Annotated in this window: 18 protein-coding genes and 1 pseudogene; 13 read left to right on the top strand and 6 right to left on the bottom strand. The window is 49.8% G+C overall.

All coding sequences use genetic code 11. The features are described 5' to 3' along the window. The first annotated feature begins 97 nt into the window (after window positions 1–97). From R50912_RS27420 to R50912_RS27385, 8 genes are read left to right on the top strand one after another with little or no spacing between them, the layout of a single operon-like run. Entirely contained in the window at window positions 98–760 is a 663-nt protein-coding gene (locus tag R50912_RS27420; RefSeq protein WP_042239446.1) for a GntR family transcriptional regulator, read from the top strand. A 21-nt stretch (window positions 761–781) separates the two neighbouring features. Further along, on the top strand, window positions 782–1,972 hold the full coding sequence (locus tag R50912_RS27415; protein ID WP_042239444.1) for an amidohydrolase: 1,191 nt from the start codon (window positions 782–784) through the stop codon (window positions 1,970–1,972). An 11-nt stretch (window positions 1,973–1,983) separates the two neighbouring features. Further along, window positions 1,984–3,027 (top strand): methionine ABC transporter ATP-binding protein, encoded by a 1,044-nt coding sequence (locus tag R50912_RS27410; protein ID WP_042239439.1) that lies wholly within the window; start codon window positions 1,984–1,986, stop codon window positions 3,025–3,027. Continuing rightward, window positions 3,002–3,661, top strand: a complete 660-nt coding sequence (locus R50912_RS27405; protein ID WP_042239438.1) for a methionine ABC transporter permease — start codon at window positions 3,002–3,004, stop codon at window positions 3,659–3,661. Before R50912_RS27410 ends, R50912_RS27405 begins: the two co-directional genes overlap by 26 nt. Before the next feature lie 29 nt (window positions 3,662–3,690). Beyond that, the gene (locus R50912_RS27400) at window positions 3,691–4,710 is read left to right on the top strand and encodes a uroporphyrinogen decarboxylase family protein (protein WP_042239436.1); all 1,020 of its coding nucleotides are present in this window, start codon (window positions 3,691–3,693) and stop codon (window positions 4,708–4,710) included. 12 nt (window positions 4,711–4,722) lie between these two features. Further along, window positions 4,723–5,556, top strand: coding sequence for a MetQ/NlpA family ABC transporter substrate-binding protein (locus R50912_RS27395; RefSeq protein WP_042239434.1), 834 nt, complete (start codon window positions 4,723–4,725; stop codon window positions 5,554–5,556). 17 nt (window positions 5,557–5,573) lie between these two features. Continuing rightward, complete coding sequence (gene proC / locus R50912_RS27390; RefSeq protein ID WP_081956684.1) at window positions 5,574–6,383, top strand: pyrroline-5-carboxylate reductase; 810 nt, start codon at window positions 5,574–5,576, stop codon at window positions 6,381–6,383. Then, a complete protein-coding gene (locus tag R50912_RS27385) occupies window positions 6,383–7,147 on the top strand; it encodes a VOC family protein (RefSeq protein ID WP_042239430.1) in 765 nt (254 codons plus the stop codon). The genes proC and R50912_RS27385 overlap by 1 nt, the downstream gene beginning before the upstream one ends. A 176-nt stretch (window positions 7,148–7,323) precedes the next feature. Here the strand turns inward: R50912_RS27385 and R50912_RS27380 are convergent. Together R50912_RS27380 and R50912_RS27375 are read right to left on the bottom strand one after the other, a co-directional pair. Continuing rightward, a pseudogene (locus R50912_RS27380) lies at window positions 7,324–8,976 on the bottom strand (FAD-dependent oxidoreductase); the annotation flags it as partial. A gap of 2 nt (window positions 8,977–8,978) precedes the next feature. Then, window positions 8,979–9,260 (bottom strand): ArsR/SmtB family transcription factor, encoded by a 282-nt coding sequence (locus R50912_RS27375; RefSeq protein ID WP_042239425.1) that lies wholly within the window; start codon window positions 9,258–9,260, stop codon window positions 8,979–8,981. A 236-nt stretch (window positions 9,261–9,496) separates the two neighbouring features. On the opposite strand from R50912_RS27375, the gene R50912_RS27370 reads away from it, so the two are divergent. The 5 genes from R50912_RS27370 (at window position 9,497) to R50912_RS27350 (ending at window position 12,398) form a co-directional block, all read left to right on the top strand. Then, a complete protein-coding gene (locus tag R50912_RS27370; protein WP_042239422.1) occupies window positions 9,497–9,814 on the top strand; it encodes a rhodanese-like domain-containing protein in 318 nt (105 codons plus the stop codon). Between the two features lie 107 nt (window positions 9,815–9,921). After that, entirely contained in the window at window positions 9,922–10,311 is a 390-nt protein-coding gene (locus R50912_RS27365; protein WP_042239419.1) for a rhodanese-like domain-containing protein, read from the top strand. A 279-nt stretch (window positions 10,312–10,590) separates the two neighbouring features. Then, window positions 10,591–11,067: a DinB family protein gene (locus R50912_RS27360; RefSeq protein WP_042239417.1), complete on the top strand. Its 477-nt coding sequence runs from the start codon at window positions 10,591–10,593 to the stop codon at window positions 11,065–11,067. Further along, window positions 11,068–11,814 (top strand): hypothetical protein, encoded by a 747-nt coding sequence (locus R50912_RS27355; protein ID WP_042239414.1) that lies wholly within the window; start codon window positions 11,068–11,070, stop codon window positions 11,812–11,814. Window positions 11,815–11,858: 44 nt separating this feature from the next. Continuing rightward, window positions 11,859–12,398, top strand: coding sequence for a GNAT family N-acetyltransferase (locus R50912_RS27350; RefSeq protein WP_042239411.1), 540 nt, complete (start codon window positions 11,859–11,861; stop codon window positions 12,396–12,398). 137 nt (window positions 12,399–12,535) lie between these two features. Here the strand turns inward: R50912_RS27350 and R50912_RS27345 are convergent, their stop codons facing one another. The 4 genes from R50912_RS27345 to R50912_RS27330 all read right to left on the bottom strand — a co-directional run bounded on the left by R50912_RS27345 (window position 12,536) and on the right by R50912_RS27330 (window position 16,659). Further along, window positions 12,536–13,252, bottom strand: coding sequence for a DUF2705 family protein (locus R50912_RS27345; RefSeq protein ID WP_042239408.1), 717 nt, complete (start codon window positions 13,250–13,252; stop codon window positions 12,536–12,538). Then, window positions 13,252–14,202 carry an ABC transporter ATP-binding protein gene (locus R50912_RS27340; RefSeq protein ID WP_042239404.1) on the bottom strand — a complete coding sequence of 317 codons (951 nt, stop codon included), beginning with the start codon at window positions 14,200–14,202 and terminating at the stop codon, window positions 13,252–13,254. The genes R50912_RS27345 and R50912_RS27340 overlap by 1 nt, the downstream gene beginning before the upstream one ends. Before the next feature lie 27 nt (window positions 14,203–14,229). Beyond that, window positions 14,230–15,390, bottom strand: coding sequence for an alpha/beta hydrolase (locus R50912_RS27335; RefSeq protein ID WP_042239402.1), 1,161 nt, complete (start codon window positions 15,388–15,390; stop codon window positions 14,230–14,232). A 213-nt stretch (window positions 15,391–15,603) separates the two neighbouring features. Further along, window positions 15,604–16,659, bottom strand: coding sequence for a HAMP domain-containing sensor histidine kinase (locus R50912_RS27330; protein WP_042239400.1), 1,056 nt, complete (start codon window positions 16,657–16,659; stop codon window positions 15,604–15,606). Window position 16,660: the final 1 nt, after the last annotated feature.

The following is a 16,660-nucleotide window of genomic DNA, read 5'->3' as shown; positions in this document are numbered from 1 at the left end:
CACATCGCTAGATGTGAAGTGATTACATAATAATTGTATACAATTATACAATTGTCCGGGCGACCCGCAAAATGAATGGCGAGGAGCAATGAACCTTATGGAAATGCGCTCACGAAGATTGTCTAAGGATAATACCTACTACGCACTCAAGCAAAAAATAATAGACAGCGAGCTGGAGCCGGACCAGGCGGTTAACGAAGAGAGTCTGGCGGCACTCCTCGGGATCAGCCGTACACCGCTAAGAGAAGCCATCCAGCGGCTGGAGAATGAGGATTTCCTGGTGCGCCAGCCAAACGGAAGGCTTCGGGTAGCTCCGTTAACGATTACGGAGGTTGAAGAAATCTTCCAGATCCGCAGCATGCTTGAAGGCCATATTGCCAGAAATGCAGCCAGGAACGCTACGGCTAAGGATATTCAGCGATTAACGCTGATTCTGGAGAAGCTGAAGCACTCCTTTCAGATGGGTGACAATCAGGATGTTGTTTCCTATGGTTTTGAATTCCATGATTATTTATCGGAAATAAGTGCTCTGAAGACCTTTGAGAAGGTGCTGAACCAATTAAGAGACCGTTCACTCCGTTATTGCCGTTATGTCTCGCTTCATGGGGACTGGAACACACAGGCGGATGAAGAGCATCTTGCGATTCTGCAAATGATCATAGCCCGGGATGAAGACGGTGCAGAGCAAGCCATGCGGGAGCATATCTTAAGCAGCCTGTCTGCTGCACTTGAGCGGATTAGAGGAATTGAGCAAATGTAACGAAGGGAGAGTAGCAGACTTATGAAACCACAGCACGAGAGGGAAGAGGCTTTGGCAGCCCGGCTAACGGAAGTGCGGAGGAACCTCCACCGCGAACCGGAGCTTAGCTATCAGGAATTCAGAACCACAGAGAAGCTGCGCAAATGGCTGACCGAAGAGGGAATACATATCCTGGACCTTCCCTTGGAGACCGGACTTATAGCGGAGGTCGGACAAGGGGAAGGGAGCGTTGTGGCGATCCGCTGTGATATAGATGCGCTGCCGATTGAGGAGCAGACGGGGCTGCCGTTCGCCTCAGAGATTCCCGGAAAGATGCACGCCTGCGGTCATGACTTTCATACCGCAGTCATCCTGGGAGCCGCCATCCTGCTGAAGCAGCATGAGCATGAACTGCCGGGTAAGGTTAAAATTCTGTTCCAGCCCGCAGAAGAGACAGGTCACGGTGCAGAAGGCGTGCTGGCCTCAGGGGGACTGGACGAGGTAGAAGCTATATTCGGCATACATAATTCACCGGAGCTGCCTACGGGAGCGTTCGGTACAAGAACGGGAGCCTTGACGGCAGGGGTAGACCGCTTTGAAATTACGGTGAAAGGTGTCGGTGCTCATGCCGCTACTCCGGAAAAGGGGGTAGATACCATAGTCACGGCTGCGCAGATCATTACCATGCTGCAAACTGTAGTCAGCCGTCAAAATAATCCCCTGGAGCCTGTAGTGCTCAGTGTGACCCGAATCAACGGGGGCTTCACCTGGAATGTATTGCCGGAGAAGGTTGAGCTTGAGGGTACGGTACGCACCTACAATGAAGAAATCCGCAGCAGCATTCCGAACCAGATGACCCGGATCATTGAGGGAATTGCGGCAGCTGCCGGAGCAGAGGCGAAGCTGCATTGGTATCCCGGGCCGCCGGCTACGATCAATCACGGGGAATGGACAGACTTCACCAAAGAGGTCGCGGCCCATGCAGGCTATGATGTTCATGATATTCCGCCGCAAATGGGCGGGGAGGACTTCGCCTATTATTTGCAGAAGATACCGGGTGCTTTTGTGAACATCGGAGCCGGCCCGAACCATGCGCTGCATCATCCCGGGTTTGATGTAGATGAGGCGGCCATCCTGCCGGCTGCTAAGTATTTTGCTACACTTGCGGAACAGGCCCTTGCGAAGCTGCAGGTACAAGCCCGAAGCCTGAATCCTAAATTAACAGATGATTGAGGGGAACAACCATGATTGAATTACGGGATGTGTACAAGACCTTCACCCGCAAAGAGGTGAAGATTGAAGCTCTGAAGGGGATCAGCCTGAAGGTAGACAAAGGGGATATCTTCGGTGTCATCGGCTACAGCGGTGCAGGTAAAAGCACATTGATCCGCCTGGTCAATTACCTGGAAAGACCGTCTGAGGGACAGGTGCTGGTGGACGGGCATGATCTGGGCGCGTACAGCGACAAAGAGCTGCGGGCTGCCAAGAAAAACATCGGCATGATTTTTCAGCATTTTAACCTTCTGGAGTCCAAAAAAGTGTTCGACAATGTGGCCATTCCGCTCGTGCTGCTGAAAAAGAACAAAACCGAAATCCGCAAGCGGGTCGAGGAGCTGCTTGAATTTGTTGGTTTGAGCGACAAGGCCGGAAGCTATCCGAGTGAGCTGTCAGGCGGACAGAAGCAGCGGGTCGGGATTGCCCGGGCGCTTGCCTCGAATCCCTCTATTCTGCTCTGCGACGAAGCTACTTCTGCACTGGACCCGCAGACTACCAGATCTATTCTGCAGCTGCTCAAACGAATCAATGCGGAATACAACATTACAGTAATGATCATCACGCATGAGATGTCGGTGATTCAGGAGATCTGCAACAAGGTAGCCGTTATGGAAGAGGGACGGATTATCGAGCAGGGCAGCGTACTGGATGTATTCGGTCAGCCCAAGCATGAGACCACGCAGAATTTCGTGAAGACCGTCATTCAGAACAGCATGACTTCCAGCGTCCATAGAACACTCAGAGCAGAGCATGGAAGCCAGCTCTATAAACTGAATTTTGCCGGAGACAGCGCATCTGAGCCTGTTCTGTATGAGATCATCCGGACCTACGGAGTCAAGGTCAATATTCTGTTTGCGAATACGACGGAGATTCAAGAGACGACGCTGGGTACGATTATCGTTCAGCTGCAGGGTGATCCGGCCCAGGTTGAGGCGGCCTTGGATTACATGAAGCAGCATGAAGTACGGATAGAGGAGGTGAAATCCCATGTTCTCGACATCGATCACAAGTGAGCAATTTCTTAAGGCCATTATCGAAACGATCCAGATGGTAGGCGTATCCCTTTTTGTCGGCTCGCTCCTGGGCGTTCCTCTGGGCATCCTTCTGGTCATTACCCGTCCAGGCGGAGTACTGGAGAACAAAGCGCTCTATACCGTACTTAATCCGGTGATCAACATCATCCGTTCGCTTCCGTTCATCATTTTGCTGGTAGCTATTATTCCGTTAACAAGGGCAATTGTTAATACATCCATAGGAACCAGTGCAGCCATTGTTCCGCTGATCATCTACATCGCACCTTATATCGCACGGCTGGTAGAGAATTCGCTGCTGGAAGTGAATCCGGGTATTCTTGAAGCAGCTGAAGCGATGGGAGCTACTCCGCTGCAAGTCATATGGTACTTCCTGCTGCCAGAAGCGATAGGGTCGTTAATCCTCTCCCTGACCACAGCAACGATCGGATTGATCGGGGCAACCGCGATGGCTGGAACAGTGGGCGGCGGCGGTGTCGGTGATTTAGCCATCGTGTATGGCTATCAACGTTTTGACAAGGTGGTCATGGTCGCTACCGTAATTATTCTCATCATTCTGGTGCAGGGCATTCAATCCTTGGGCAACACATTGGCCCGTAAAATTCGCCGTTACTAGATGTTACATATAGAAAAGGAGACTGGCAGATGAGTGTATGGAGTAAGCAGGACCGTTTTCAGGCGATATTATCCGGAGAGCTTGCGGATCGTCCGATTGTCAGCGGATGGCGTCACTTTATTGACAAGGAACAGAATGCAGAGGATTTGGCAGAGTCCACGATTTCTTTTACGGAGAAATTTGATTGGGACTGGGTGAAGATCAATCCGCGGGCGACCTATCTGGCGGAAGCCTGGGGGAATCAGTACGACTTCGCAGACTATAGGACTGTATTTCCGAGACAGCTGACTACGGTTATCCCGGAAGCCAAGAATCTCTGGGATCTGGATGTGAAAAAAGCAACCCGGACCGCTTCGCTGCTGGAGCATCTGGAGGCCGTCCGGAAGATCCGCCAGGGCTTGCCGGGTACCCCGCTGATCCAGACGGTATTCTCACCGCTCACGGTATTGCTGTTCATCGTGGGGCGTTCCGCTTATGTTACGACAACCGTATTCGGCATTGAGCAGCCGGTAACGCTGGAATCGCTCTTCAAGGAACACCGGGCAGCTGCGCACCACGCCCTGCATGCCATTGCCTTAACCTTAGCGGATTATGTCCAGGAGCTTAAGCACGCGGGTTCAGACGGCTTGTTCTACGCTGTGACAGGTACAGCACATCCCGGATTATTCGATGAAGCGATGTTCGACGAGCTGTCCAGACCCTATGATTCCATCGTCCTGGAGGCTGCCGGCGACGGCAAGAATATTCTGCATACCTGCGGTGCCTATTCCCAGCCGGAGAAATTCAATGATTACCGTATCGACGGGATTAGCTGGGATACGATAGCCGAAGGAAATCCCGGACTGGAAGCGAACCTCAAGGCCACGAAGGTGGGCGGAGTGGATCACGGGCTGTTTGCAGGGAACCATCTGGAACAGATTGGACTGCAGGCTGAGGAAGCCCTGAAGCAGATGAAGGATCAGCCGTTTAGTCTTTCGCCCAACTGTGCTATTCCGTTAACTGTAACAGACGAGGCGTTAGTGCATTTTAAAAACACAGTACTCAAATAGGAGATGAAGACAATGAAAAAATTACTGGTAGTGATGCTGATTAGTGCGATGGCGGTGCTGGCTGCCTGCGGCAATAATAAGGAAGCGGAAGGCTCCGGGGACAAGAAAGAGATTAAGGTCGGATTCGGTGTAGGTACTTATGAAGAGCAATTCCGTCAATCGATTCTGCCGATTCTGGAGGAGAAGGGCTATAAAGTAGACATCAAAACCTTCTCGCAGAATATGCAGGTTAACCCGGCGATGAAGGAGGGCTCGATTGACGCGAGTATTTTCCAGAGTACAGCCTATATGGAAGCTATCAATGAAGAAATCGGTGCAGATATGGTGGGGATTGCCTATGTTCCGGGTGCGCCTCAGGGTCTATATTCCGTAAATCATACAACGCTTGATGATGTGAAAGACGGCACTACCGTTGCTGTTCCGAACGATCCAGTCAATCAGGAGCGTGCGCTGCGTATCCTGGAGGAGCTGGGCTGGGTCAAAATCAAAGAGGGAGCCGGCGTAGCGGACTTCAATATTAACAGCATTGAGCCGGATAAGTTCAACATTGACATTAAAGTGCTGGACCCGGCGCAGATTCTGGTCTCGCTGCAGGATGTGGATTACGGCGTGGTTAACGGGAACTACATTGCCAATGCTCCGGACCGGAAGATTACAGATGCCCTTAAAATTGAGAATACGCCCATGCAGCACAGAATCATCGTATCGGTTAACAAAAAGGATACGGATACCCAGTGGGCCAAGGATCTGAAGGCTGCGTATGAATCCAAAGAATTCGAGGAATACATCCTGGGGCAAGAGAAATATGCCGGGTTCATTCTGCCGGAAGCCTGGGCAAATAATTAATCAGGGAGTGAGCCGAAGTGATTAAAGGAAAGATTCATTTCATTGGCGGCGGGCAGATGGCGGAAGCGATCATCCGCGCCTGCATCGCAGGCGGTACGCTGGCTGGGGATCAAATCAGTGTATCGGACATCAACGAGGGACGGCTTCAGCACTTGAAGTCTAAATACAGTGTAGACACGGAGAGTACGCAGGAACAAGGACTCCAGGCAGCAGAGCTGATCATCATTGCGGTTCGTCCGCAGGATGACCTGACCGCTCTTGGAGCCCAGGTCCGGCAATCCGCATCCCCTGCTGCCGCTATCATATCGATTGTGGCGGGGGTAACGATTGCCCGGCTGGGAGATTATTTCGGAGCGGAACGCCCGATTGTCCGGGTCATTCCGAATACTTTGACCGATACAGGCTACGGATATAGCGGTGTAGCTCTGAATACAGCCGCTTCCCTGGAGCAGGTGGAGGAATTCCTGCTTGGCTTCGGCAAGGTGCAGGTTCTGGAGGAGTCCTACATTGATATCTTCACCGGATTCGGGGTAGCCGGACCCAACTACATCTATTATTTCATAGAGTCGTTCACAGATGCCGGCGTTCTTGCCGGATTGCCGAGGGAACAGGCCTGGAAGGTAGCGCTGGAGAATATGCTGGGAGCGGTGGCGATGCTGCAGCAGACCGGACTGCATCCGAGACAGCTGCTGGATATCAACAATTCGCCTGGCGGGGTCGGCATGCACGGGTTATACGAGCTGAATAACAGTGATTTCGCGGCCGGACTGCAGCGGAGTGTGCTGGCAGCCGTGAAGCGGACCACAGAGCTGGGAGTGAAGAAATAATGGCGGTGCTGAAATGGGATCACCTGGTACACTATGTGAATGATCTGGATCAGCCGGTGCAGCTCTTCTCGGAGCATGGGCTGGTGGCCTTCCGGGGCGGCTCGCATAAGGCTTGGGGGACCTATAACGCCTTAAGCTACTTCGGGCTGACCTATCTGGAGTTCCTCGGAATCGAGAACCTGGAGCTCGCACGGGCGACTGAACATAATGTTGTCGTGCGGGATGCGGTTACCGTTCTGCCGGAGCATGAGGTCTTAAGCAGAGTGGTCCTGCGGACGGATGACATTGAAGCCGTTGAGGCCAGATTGAAAACAGCGGGGTTGATATTATCGCCCATCATTGACGGCCGGCGTCTCGATAACAAAGGCAGATTAATCGAGTGGCGGATGATGACCATTGACGGTGACTTCCAGGGACTGGTCTATCCGTTCATTATCCAGTGGAGCGGAACAGATGAAGAGCGGCTGGAGAGTCTGACCGCCGCCGGAATCAACCAGCCCCATCCTGCGGGTAATGTGGACATCGTGAGCGCGGTATTCCGTGTCAGCGATCCCGCTGCTGCAGCCAAGCATTGGAGTGAGCTGTTCAGCCTTCCCGTTACCGGACCTGTGGGCGGCAGCTTCATTCTTAAGGCGGGAGATCAGACCTTTGAATTCGTGCAGGGCGCGGAGAATCAATTCAGCCAGGTCATTCTCCGGACCGATTCGCCTCTGCTTAAGGGAAAGACCCTGCATGTGGGTGAAGGGGAATATGTGTTTGAATAGACGATTGCCAGAGTAATGATGGACAGATAAAACCTCTTGATTTGTGTAGGTGCTACACGTTTCAAGAGGTTTTTTTAAAAATATAAGAATTTATATGTTTCATACGATAACTTATCCTTCTATTTCTCGCTGAAACGGTACCATCCTTAAAAGGACGGCAAAGCCGTTTCTGCTTGCTTGCTCGCAGCATATTTGCTTATCTGATACGTCTTGAACCCACCTGTCAGATTCTTAACCTTGAAGCCCTTTTGCATTAGAATCCGGGATGCTGTGTAGCCTCTCAAGCCGACCTGGCAATAGACCCATATCTCCTTGCTGAGATCTAGTTCGTCCAGACGGGCACGCAGCTCATCAACAGGAAGGTTAATAGAACCCTCAATATGTCCATTCGCATGCTCTAGTTCACTACGTACATCCACCAGTATTGTGGTGTCCCTATTCCGGCCGGATAAATCCCCGGGTACAAAGACTTCAGTCAATCCGTTAATTACATTCTCGGCTGTATATCCGGCCATGTTAACCGGATCTTTGGCTGAGGAATAGGGGGGAGCATACGAGAGTTCCAGTTCAGTTAAATCCGTAACCGACCCCTTAAACCGGATTACTGTGGCAATATCGTCGATTCGTTTATCCACCCCGTCGTAGCCGACAGCTTGCGCACCCAAAACCCGGCCAGCTTCATTAAAAAGAAGTTTTAAGGATAGCGGAGTAGCCCCGGGATAATAGGAAGCATGGGAGCTTGGATGAACATAGACAACACGATACGGGATGCTAAGCCGCTGCAAGGTCTTTTCATTATTCCCGGTGGATGCACCAGTCAGGCCGAAGACCTTAATGATGGATGTGCCTTGAGTCCCTTTGTAAGTGGTACCTAATCCGCTGACATTATCCGCAGCAATGCGTCCTTGTTTGTTGGCAGGTCCAGCCAAAGGAACAGCTGTCTTATGGCCGTTAACCAAATCCACGATCTCTACAGCATCCCCTACGGCATAAACATCCTGCAGATTCGTTTCCATTCTCTCGTTGACCAGAATATGTCCTCTGGGTCCGAATTCAAGGCCGCTATCCTTCAGGAAGGAGGTGTCCGGTGAAACGCCGATGGCCAGCAGGACTAGTTCACTCCGCAGAACTGTGCCGCTTGCCAGGTGTACCTGAATTTGCTCACCGGCCTCCTCAAAGCTCTGCACCATGTCTGAAAAAACAAGCTTTACCCCGTGAGCCTCCAGCTCTTTGGACAACATGGCAGACATTTCGGAGTCGAAGGGGGCCAGCAGTTGAGGTCCTGCCTCAATTAATGTGACTTCCAGACCGGCTTCCTTCAGATTTTCTGCCATTTCCACGCCGATAAAGCCGCCGCCGATGACTACCGCCGAACGTGTGCCCTCTTCACTTACCTTCGTTTTGATTTTGTCTGTATCCGGAATATTCCGCAGCGTATGAATTTTAGAACTCTCTATTCCTGGCAGGGAAGGACGGATGGGTTTCGCACCCGGTGACAGAATGAGAGCATCATAGTTCTCCTCATATGAGCCAAGCTCCTTGCTTTGCACAACGACTTTTTTTGCAGCCGGGTCAATGGAGATTACTTCACTCTGGATGCGCACATCAATATTGAATCGCTTATGCATGGCTTCAGGTGTTTGTACCAGCAATTTTGCACGATCCTGAATAGAGCCTCCGATATAGTAGGGCAGACCGCAGTTAGCAAAAGAAATATACGGGTCACGCTCAAACATCACAATATGTGCTTCTTCATCCAATCTGCGTAATCGGGCTGCTGCGGATGCGCCTCCGGCAACTCCGCCGACAATCAGTACTTTTTTATTCATGTCTATTCCTCCATTAATATTTGTATCAGTTGTCTGGTTCTTTCGTCTTTAATAGAATAAATAATCTCAAGACCGTTTCTCTCAGTCTCTACAATACCGAATGCTCTGAGCTTCTGGAGATGCTGTGAAACCGTTGATTGTGGAAGCTCCAGACATTCCTGCATGTAGGTTACATTGCAGCTTCCTTTATCAATAATTCCTTTTACAATACATAATCTAACCGGATGGGCTAGAGCCTTTAGTAACTCAGCCGCCTGAGCATAAGCTTTAAATTGTTTGTCCATAGGATGAGCAATCACCTCGATTCGTTAAATCGTTATAACGTAATATTACGATATATAGATATATAATGCAATCATAAGATACGTGTAATACTGTTGACAACATAGAGCAACCGATCTATTATTATTCGTATACCCCTAGGGGTATAATGTTAAAGTCAATGCATGATCCAAATAACTATGATTTGGAGTGCAGGTTATAACGAATTTCAACTATATACAATTAAGGAGAGATTAACATGGCATTCAAAATTTCAAAAGAAATTACACCCCGGCAAGTAGCAGCGCAGCTCAAGAAGGGGGCGCCTCTTAATATGCTTGATGTTCGCGAGCTTGGAGAATGGGCGGAGGGACACATCGCCGGTGCTAAGCATATTCCTCTTGGACTGCTTATGGAACGGCAACATGAACTGGATCCTGCACAAGAAATCATTGTTATGTGCCGAAGCGGGAGCCGGAGCGGCCTGGCTTGCGAACTGCTGGGCGAAAAGGGGTTTACTGTTGTGAACATGACAGGTGGACTTAGTGCATGGACGGATGAATTGGTGCGTGACTAACCCCGCACAACTCCGCGCTGCAGCGCCTGGGTACGATCAGCTGCTGCAGCACTTTTGAAAGTACTGCAGAAAAGTACACATTGCACCAGCAAAAGGAGAGAGATATTGTGAACACAGGTTCAATCATTAATATTGTATTGATCGTATTGCTGCTCTGGTTTGTCTATTCCCGTATAAGACCGGCTAAAGGTTTAAAGGCACTGGGTCCACAGGATTTCCAAAACATGATGGAGAGCACGGATCAACGCTTCCTCGTAGATGTCAGGGAGCCGGGAGAATATAAGACCGGGTATATGAACGGTGCGAAGAATATCCCATTATCCCAGTTATCCGGTCGCCTAGGGGAAATAACCAAGGATAAAACGGTTTTTCTATACTGCCAAAGTGGAATGCGAAGCAAGAACGCAGCCAGAATTCTGCAGAAAAACGGTTATTCAGGACTAGTCCACCTGCAAGGCGGACTAAACGCATGGAGCGGTAAACTGAAGCAAGGATAAGGGGAGTATTGGATGAAAGCCCAACTTGATTTGGTGGATGACTTAGCTGAATATGTGAACCGAAAGCTCTGCAGTCTCTAGATACCATATAGAGAACCCCAAAAACCACTAGGGTTTTGGGGTTCTCCTTTTATTTTCGCATAAGAATCTGGTACATCAGCATGGCGGCTTCGTCACATGGACACTTGGTTGACGTTAATCACCGGCAGGAGTGGGGGGAGATATCGCGAATCATGAATAGTAGGCGTAATGAAATTTACGAGTATTGGAGGCAACGGCATGTTGAAGCTATTTCAGTATAATTGGCAAGTGCGCAAAGACTGGTTCGACTGGTGCGGTACGGTTGACGGGGGAGAGCTGATGAAATTACGCACCGGCGGTATAGGCTATATCCTCCCCACGTTATATCACATCGTGGCAGTGGAGTATGGCTGGATCTGTGGCGGAATACAAGAAAAAGAGATTGAGATTCCTTCATTCGAGGAAGTAGCCAGCTTGCAGCAGGTCAAGGATTTATCCGCGCGGTGTCATGAGGAGCTGGCTCCATTCGTGTACGGCTGGAATGACAGCATGGAAGACCGGATCATGATTGATATCACGGATGAAGGGGAACGCGAACTCCACAGATACGGCGAAGTTATGCGGCATCTGATTGCCCACGAGATCCATCACGCCGGTCAATTGTCTGTATGGTCACGGGAGATCGGGAAGCCGCCGGTTACGGCTAACTTTATTGGCAGAGGACTGTTTAACTAAATGCTGAAATTGACCCGAAAAATGAAGGTAATAGCTGCGTCGAGTATATTGTTCATAGCACTGCTGATGATCTCTTGGGGAGTCTATGCCAAGCCGATGCATGCGGCCTTGGTCAATTACTCTAACATGGTTGAAGTGGCACCGGATGTTTATATAGAGCCGGATATGTCAAAGGATCTGCAGGATCAGCTGCTATATTACGTTGCGCTTGCACAAGAGAAGGTCGCGGCTATTTTGGGTGAGCGAACTTCAACTCCGAATTTAATTGTGGCGTTAACTTCCAGGAGTCTGGGAAAATACACTGAGAATCCGACCGGACAAACCTATTACCTGCCCTGGAATAACTATATTGTGATCGGCCCGGACGGGTTTAATGAAAATGTGATTTCGCATGAATTCACCCACGCTGAATTGAGGGAAAGACTGCGCAACCGCAAGGTAGTGCCCGTATGGTTTGATGAAGGTCTGGCTTCGATGGTAGACGGGAGATTGTCTAATAGCACAGCACTATGGGAACAGGTAACCGATAAAGGGAAGAAGCCTGTGGATTACGGCCTTTTAGACTCGTATGATGCCTTCAGTTATGGAACTCCGGAAGCATGGAAGAATTACAATTTGGCTTGTTATGAAGTTACGCGGTGGTTCTCTAGTGCAGGAGAAGAGGGGCTCCTCAAGTTAATCCAAGCGTTGAACCAAGGGGAAGATTTCGCAGAGCAATATGCAAGAATTGAACTTGCTAAGCCATGAAGCCACCCCGGATTACAACAGTAAGCATAAGGATGTGACCAAGCATGCAATTTGAAACAAACCGGCTGCTGATCCGGGAATTCAGGTCTGAGGATGTCCAGCGGGTACATGAATATGCCTCCGATCCGGCAGTGGCCAAGTATATGATCTGGGGACCCAATTCCCTGGAGGATACCCGGAGCTATATCCGGCTGACCTTGGATATGCAACAGCAGGAGCCGCGCCAGGGGTTCGAGTACGCAGTCGTTCTGAAGCAGGGGAATGTACTGATAGGCGGCTGCGGGATACATATCAGCGGAGAAGGCCAGGGGGAGATCGGCTACTGCTATAACCGCTCCTATTGGGGTCAGGGTATTGCAAGTGAGGCTGCCGCCGTGCTGCTGGAATGGGGCTTCAATGACCTTAATCTTCACCGGATCTACGCGACCTGCCGCCCGGAGAATACCGGCTCTGCCAGAGTCATGCAACGAATAGGAATGGTATACGAAGGGCATCTGAGAGAACATATGCGCCATAAGGGGAAGTGGCTGGACTCTTACCAATACTCTATCCTGAAGGACGAGTATATGGCGGCACGCGGCTGAATTGGAACAACAGCCCGTTCGCGGAGCGTCCATTCATGTGCATACGTTGATCTTACGCAAAAAAAGAAGACGTCCCTGACGCCATTTTATGGCTTTGGGGACAGCTTCTTTTTGCTTTGCTTGCTGCACTGGATTGTTTATGGCTGCTCCGCATATCTCCACCAGGCAAATGTTCCGGCTATTCCGACTATTCCTGTATACGCAAGTATCAATATACTGCTGAGCTGTAAAGAACCGGTGCTTTGAAATACCGACGGGATGGTCCATGGGAAATAGGGTGCAAATCCAAAAGAGGAGAGCACATTGGAAAGAATGACGATGATCAGGATGAGCCCCAGGGGTGCCAGATAGCCCTTGGTCACGTTAGCCAAAAGAATGGTTGGTGCGGTCACAAAAATGAACAATAGAGAGGTGATTAGGAACTTAAAGAACAAGCTCGAAATGAAGGAAGCGGACCCGCCCTCAACTCCCATAATCGCCCCTACGGCAAAACCTACGGCAAACATATAGACGGAAAGTAACAGGCACCATGCTAAAATGACAAGGAATTTGGACAATACAATTTTCGCTCTGGACACGGGCTTTGCCAGCAAATCTTTAATGGTTCTATCCGCAAACTCCCGTCCGAATACCCATGCCGCAACAAAGGTATATCCGATAAGTCCCAGCGGGGCAAGTGTATCCAGCAATCCGGTTAAATACTGCTCCCAGTTGACACCGCCGGCGTCACTGGATAATACATTTCCGACGCCCATCATGATGGGCCCGAAGCCTAACACAAGAAACATGATCCAGAACACATTAGAGCGGATAATCTTGCGAATCTCACAATGTAAAACAGATAAAATATTCATTATTTAAACCCCCTGGTCATACCAATGGTGCGGAGAAAATAACCTTCCAAATCCTCCGTAATCACCCGGAGCGATGTTGGCGGCTGATTGCGCTGAACCAGCAGTTCGGCCAGCCGTTCAGGATGATCTGCCGCATGTTCGTTGGTTAGTTTAATAGAGCCGTCCGGGGTATCCTCAAAGGCATAGCCATGCTCTTCCAGCACCTTCTTTAAGGCAGGTTTGTTCAGTCCGTTCACGACCAGGCTTTTCTGTAAGGATTGCTCCAGCTTATCCATTGCGACTTCTTTAACAAGCTGGCCTCCGTGAATAATCCCAATGCGTGTGGACACTTTCGAGAGCTCCTCTAACAGATGGCTGGATATAAAAATAGTTATTCCGAAATTTGTTGCCAAATTATATAACATATTCCGTATCTCCGCCACGCCTGCGGGATCAAGACCGTTGATCGGCTCGTCCAAGATTAGAATTTCCGGATTGTGAATCATCGCTTTGGCGAGTCCCAGGCGCTGTTTGTTACCCAAAGAGAGATGTTTTGCTTTTTTCTTTTGGTGCGGCTCAAGTCCCAGCTTATAGATCACCTGATGTACGGCATCCTTGTCAGGTACCCCTTGCATGCGCCTTGCGATGTCAAGATTCTCAACTACAGTCAGATCAGGGTAAAAAGTAGCCTCCTCCAAATATCCAACCTTACTCCATAATTTATAGTTTCCGGCATCGACCTTTTCACCTAACATATAGAGCTTGCCGGAGTTTGGCTTCAGCATCGCTAGGAGCATCTTGATGGTCGTTGTCTTCCCGGCGCCATTCAGTCCCAGGAATCCGAAAATCTCACCGCGGCTCACCTCCAGCGAAAGATTGTTTAATATGGTATAGTCGCCAAACTTTTTGTGCACACCGTCAATTTGTATAGCGGGCGTGCTGCTGCTTTTTTTCTTTGATAAAATTTGCATAGCTCCTAACTCCTCCTATGACAATTCCTATGATTGGCGGGGGGCGGCTGGCCCAAGCCCAATAGAACAGAGCCAATTCAGCGCTACCTCATGCAGCACGTTGATGTTATCCACCTGACAGTGTTCTAATCCGCCAAGCCGTCTATCCTCTATCGCGAAGAATGTCTTGTTTGTCGAACCGGCCTGCTCGTAATTCTTCATGGCCTGTGTCAGCGGATTGGGCTGAACCAATATCTCCTCCGCTCCATGCATGACAAGCAGCGGACATTCGATCTGGTGGAGTACGCCTTCAAGATCATAGGCAAAACGCGGATTCTCCGCAAAATCCTCCAGGCTTTCCGCCCCCAGAATTCTCATGCCGTGTGCGGCCAGACTTGGCGGCATCCATGACAGCATGGCTTTCCAGTCGAAGGCATGCGTACCGCCGTCGGAGATCACGGCAGCAATCCTGTGATCGAACGAAGCGAACCGCAAGGAGTCGTAGGCTGCAAAACTCTCCCCGTGCACGATAATCTTATCAGGATCAACTTCCGGCCGTGTGAGAAGGAAGTCGATGGCCCGGGAATGAAAAGCCTCGCTGTCCGCCCGTCGCCCCTTTCCCTTCTCGTACATCGATAGACCGGTGCCGGGCTGGTCATAGACCAAAAAGTTATATCCGCACGAAAGGAAGGCAGGACCCAGCCAGAAATAATTCTCAATGGACCACTCGTCACCACCGTTAAGCGCAAATACGGTCGGTTTTGGGCCTTCGATCCAGGAAGGGGAGAAGAAGTATCCATCCAGCTTGACATCCTCGTAATCAACCTCAATCTTCTCCGGGGGGACATCGAAGTACTGTCCGGCGGCTTCGAAGAGTTCATTAACCTTTTTAAAGATACAGATTTTCTCAGCATCCTCATCCATCACCGCATACTCTGCGATTCTGTAGTAATTGCAGGCACGAATGTAGCAGTTCCGCGCGGTATACCAGTTTCCGGCCGTTTCGGCCTCCTTGCCGTGTTTTTCCAATGCCTGAGCGGTGATGAGCCACTCCCTGTGCCACGTAGCCTTGTCATCGGGGTCGATTTTTTTGCAGGCCTCGTAGATTTCGGTGACATCCGTAGCGCCGAGGCTTGCCATACCCAAAGCTTTGGTAACCTGGTATGACATCATGTAATTATTGGGCCAGCGGCTGAACTCAATTGACATTTTAACATCCTCCTTGTCGGGTACCGGTGATTATCTTACTAGAAGTTATTTTTACATTCGAAGATGAAGCTTCGGTAAAAGAAAAATAAATGTTTATAAAGAGAATATAAAAAACTATAAACTGCTAAAAAAACAAAAAGGCTGTCGCCTGGGTGTCACACCCGACAACAGCCTTTAATCTTTTGTTGTTGAAGAAGAAGTGCGTAAATACAATCAGTGAAGTGAAGCCAGGGGGAGGCTGAATCTTATTCCCAAACCGCCATATTCGGAAGGGAAGGCCATAATCTCTCCCCCGTGATGCTCAATAATAGATTTACAGCTTGCCAGGCCCAGCCCAAGTCCGCCCTTTTGGATTTGCCGCGATTTATCCACCGTGAAAAATTTAAGGAACAGAGAAGAGAGATCCTTATCCGGTACGCCGATTCCGTTATCCTCAATCTGGAAATAGGCATGATGCTCCCGCAAATATCCGGTCATGTACACCTTCAGATCAGGCTTCCCTCCATACCTTACAGCATTGCTGAAGAGGTTGCCGAACACCCGGCGGATCATCGGTTCATTGACCGTCAGCCCGATGCTGTCCGTGAAGGAATGGCGGCAAGTCAGTTCAATATCAAGTCCCGCCAGCTCGTACTCATATTCAAAGGCGATGTCTGCAAATAATTCTGTTGCCTTTACACGTGTGGTCACCATGGATTCCAGCTCCAGTGTTTCTTTGGTGAAGCGGGAGAAATCATTGAGGAGCTCAACCATATAGGCTGACTTCTTTTGAATCAGTTCATAATATTCCTGCTTTTCAGTGTCGGGTAAGTCCTTATGTGTAGCCAGCAGTTCGGTGAAGCCGTTAATAGAGGTCAGGGGTGTCTTCAAATCGTGGGCGATGGCTGCAATCATATCAGTCTGTTCTCTGTGGGCGAGCTGAAGCCTGTGCTCCATCTTATTGAAGTGCTTATAAAGTTCTCCGATCTCGTCGTTACTCCTCGAAGCCAGCGGAGGCAGGGGATGGACCACATTGACTTCCCCCAGCCGGGTATTCAGCCGCCGGATGGGCTTCTCTATGCTTCTATAAATATAGATGATCAGAATGAAAAATATGCAACCCGCGATGGCAAATATGGGCAGCAGCAATGCTATATATCGTGAGTCCAGCAATGTGGTGCGTATAGGAGAATACACTGCAAAGATAAACTTCAGGTAGATTCCAATGGAAAACATAAGAATGAGAAGCATCAGCAGGAATAAGAGGGGAAGTTTTATTTTCAGTTTCATC

It is taken from the genome of Paenibacillus sp. FSL R5-0912 (assembly GCF_000758605.1).
GTDB lineage: Bacteria > Bacillota > Bacilli > Paenibacillales > Paenibacillaceae > Paenibacillus_AQ.
Note: the sequence above shows the minus strand (reverse complement) of the source record. Positions and strands in the feature narration are given on the sequence as shown.

Excerpts from the sequence above, each read along its gene's own strand:
- R50912_RS27420 (WP_042239446.1), top strand. The coding sequence starts at position 98 with ATGGAAATGCGCTCACGAAGATTGTCTAAGGATAATACCTACTACGCA.
- R50912_RS27335 (WP_042239402.1), bottom strand. The coding sequence starts at position 15,390 with ATGTCAATTGAGTTCAGCCGCTGGCCCAATAATTACATGATGTCATAC.
- R50912_RS27350 (WP_042239411.1), top strand. The coding sequence starts at position 11,859 with ATGCAATTTGAAACAAACCGGCTGCTGATCCGGGAATTCAGGTCTGAG.
- R50912_RS27370 (WP_042239422.1), top strand. The coding sequence starts at position 9,497 with ATGGCATTCAAAATTTCAAAAGAAATTACACCCCGGCAAGTAGCAGCG.
- R50912_RS27340 (WP_042239404.1), bottom strand. The coding sequence starts at position 14,202 with ATGCAAATTTTATCAAAGAAAAAAAGCAGCAGCACGCCCGCTATACAA.
- R50912_RS27330 (WP_042239400.1), bottom strand. The coding sequence starts at position 16,659 with ATGAAACTGAAAATAAAACTTCCCCTCTTATTCCTGCTGATGCTTCTC.
- R50912_RS27415 (WP_042239444.1), top strand. The coding sequence starts at position 782 with ATGAAACCACAGCACGAGAGGGAAGAGGCTTTGGCAGCCCGGCTAACG.
- R50912_RS27345 (WP_042239408.1), bottom strand. The coding sequence starts at position 13,252 with ATGAATATTTTATCTGTTTTACATTGTGAGATTCGCAAGATTATCCGC.
- R50912_RS27395 (WP_042239434.1), top strand. The coding sequence starts at position 4,723 with ATGAAAAAATTACTGGTAGTGATGCTGATTAGTGCGATGGCGGTGCTG.
- R50912_RS27360 (WP_042239417.1), top strand. The coding sequence starts at position 10,591 with ATGTTGAAGCTATTTCAGTATAATTGGCAAGTGCGCAAAGACTGGTTC.
- R50912_RS27400 (WP_042239436.1), top strand. The coding sequence starts at position 3,691 with ATGAGTGTATGGAGTAAGCAGGACCGTTTTCAGGCGATATTATCCGGA.
- R50912_RS27375 (WP_042239425.1), bottom strand. The coding sequence starts at position 9,260 with ATGGACAAACAATTTAAAGCTTATGCTCAGGCGGCTGAGTTACTAAAG.
- R50912_RS27410 (WP_042239439.1), top strand. The coding sequence starts at position 1,984 with ATGATTGAATTACGGGATGTGTACAAGACCTTCACCCGCAAAGAGGTG.
- R50912_RS27385 (WP_042239430.1), top strand. The coding sequence starts at position 6,383 with ATGGCGGTGCTGAAATGGGATCACCTGGTACACTATGTGAATGATCTG.
- R50912_RS27355 (WP_042239414.1), top strand. The coding sequence starts at position 11,068 with ATGCTGAAATTGACCCGAAAAATGAAGGTAATAGCTGCGTCGAGTATA.
- R50912_RS27405 (WP_042239438.1), top strand. The coding sequence starts at position 3,002 with ATGTTCTCGACATCGATCACAAGTGAGCAATTTCTTAAGGCCATTATC.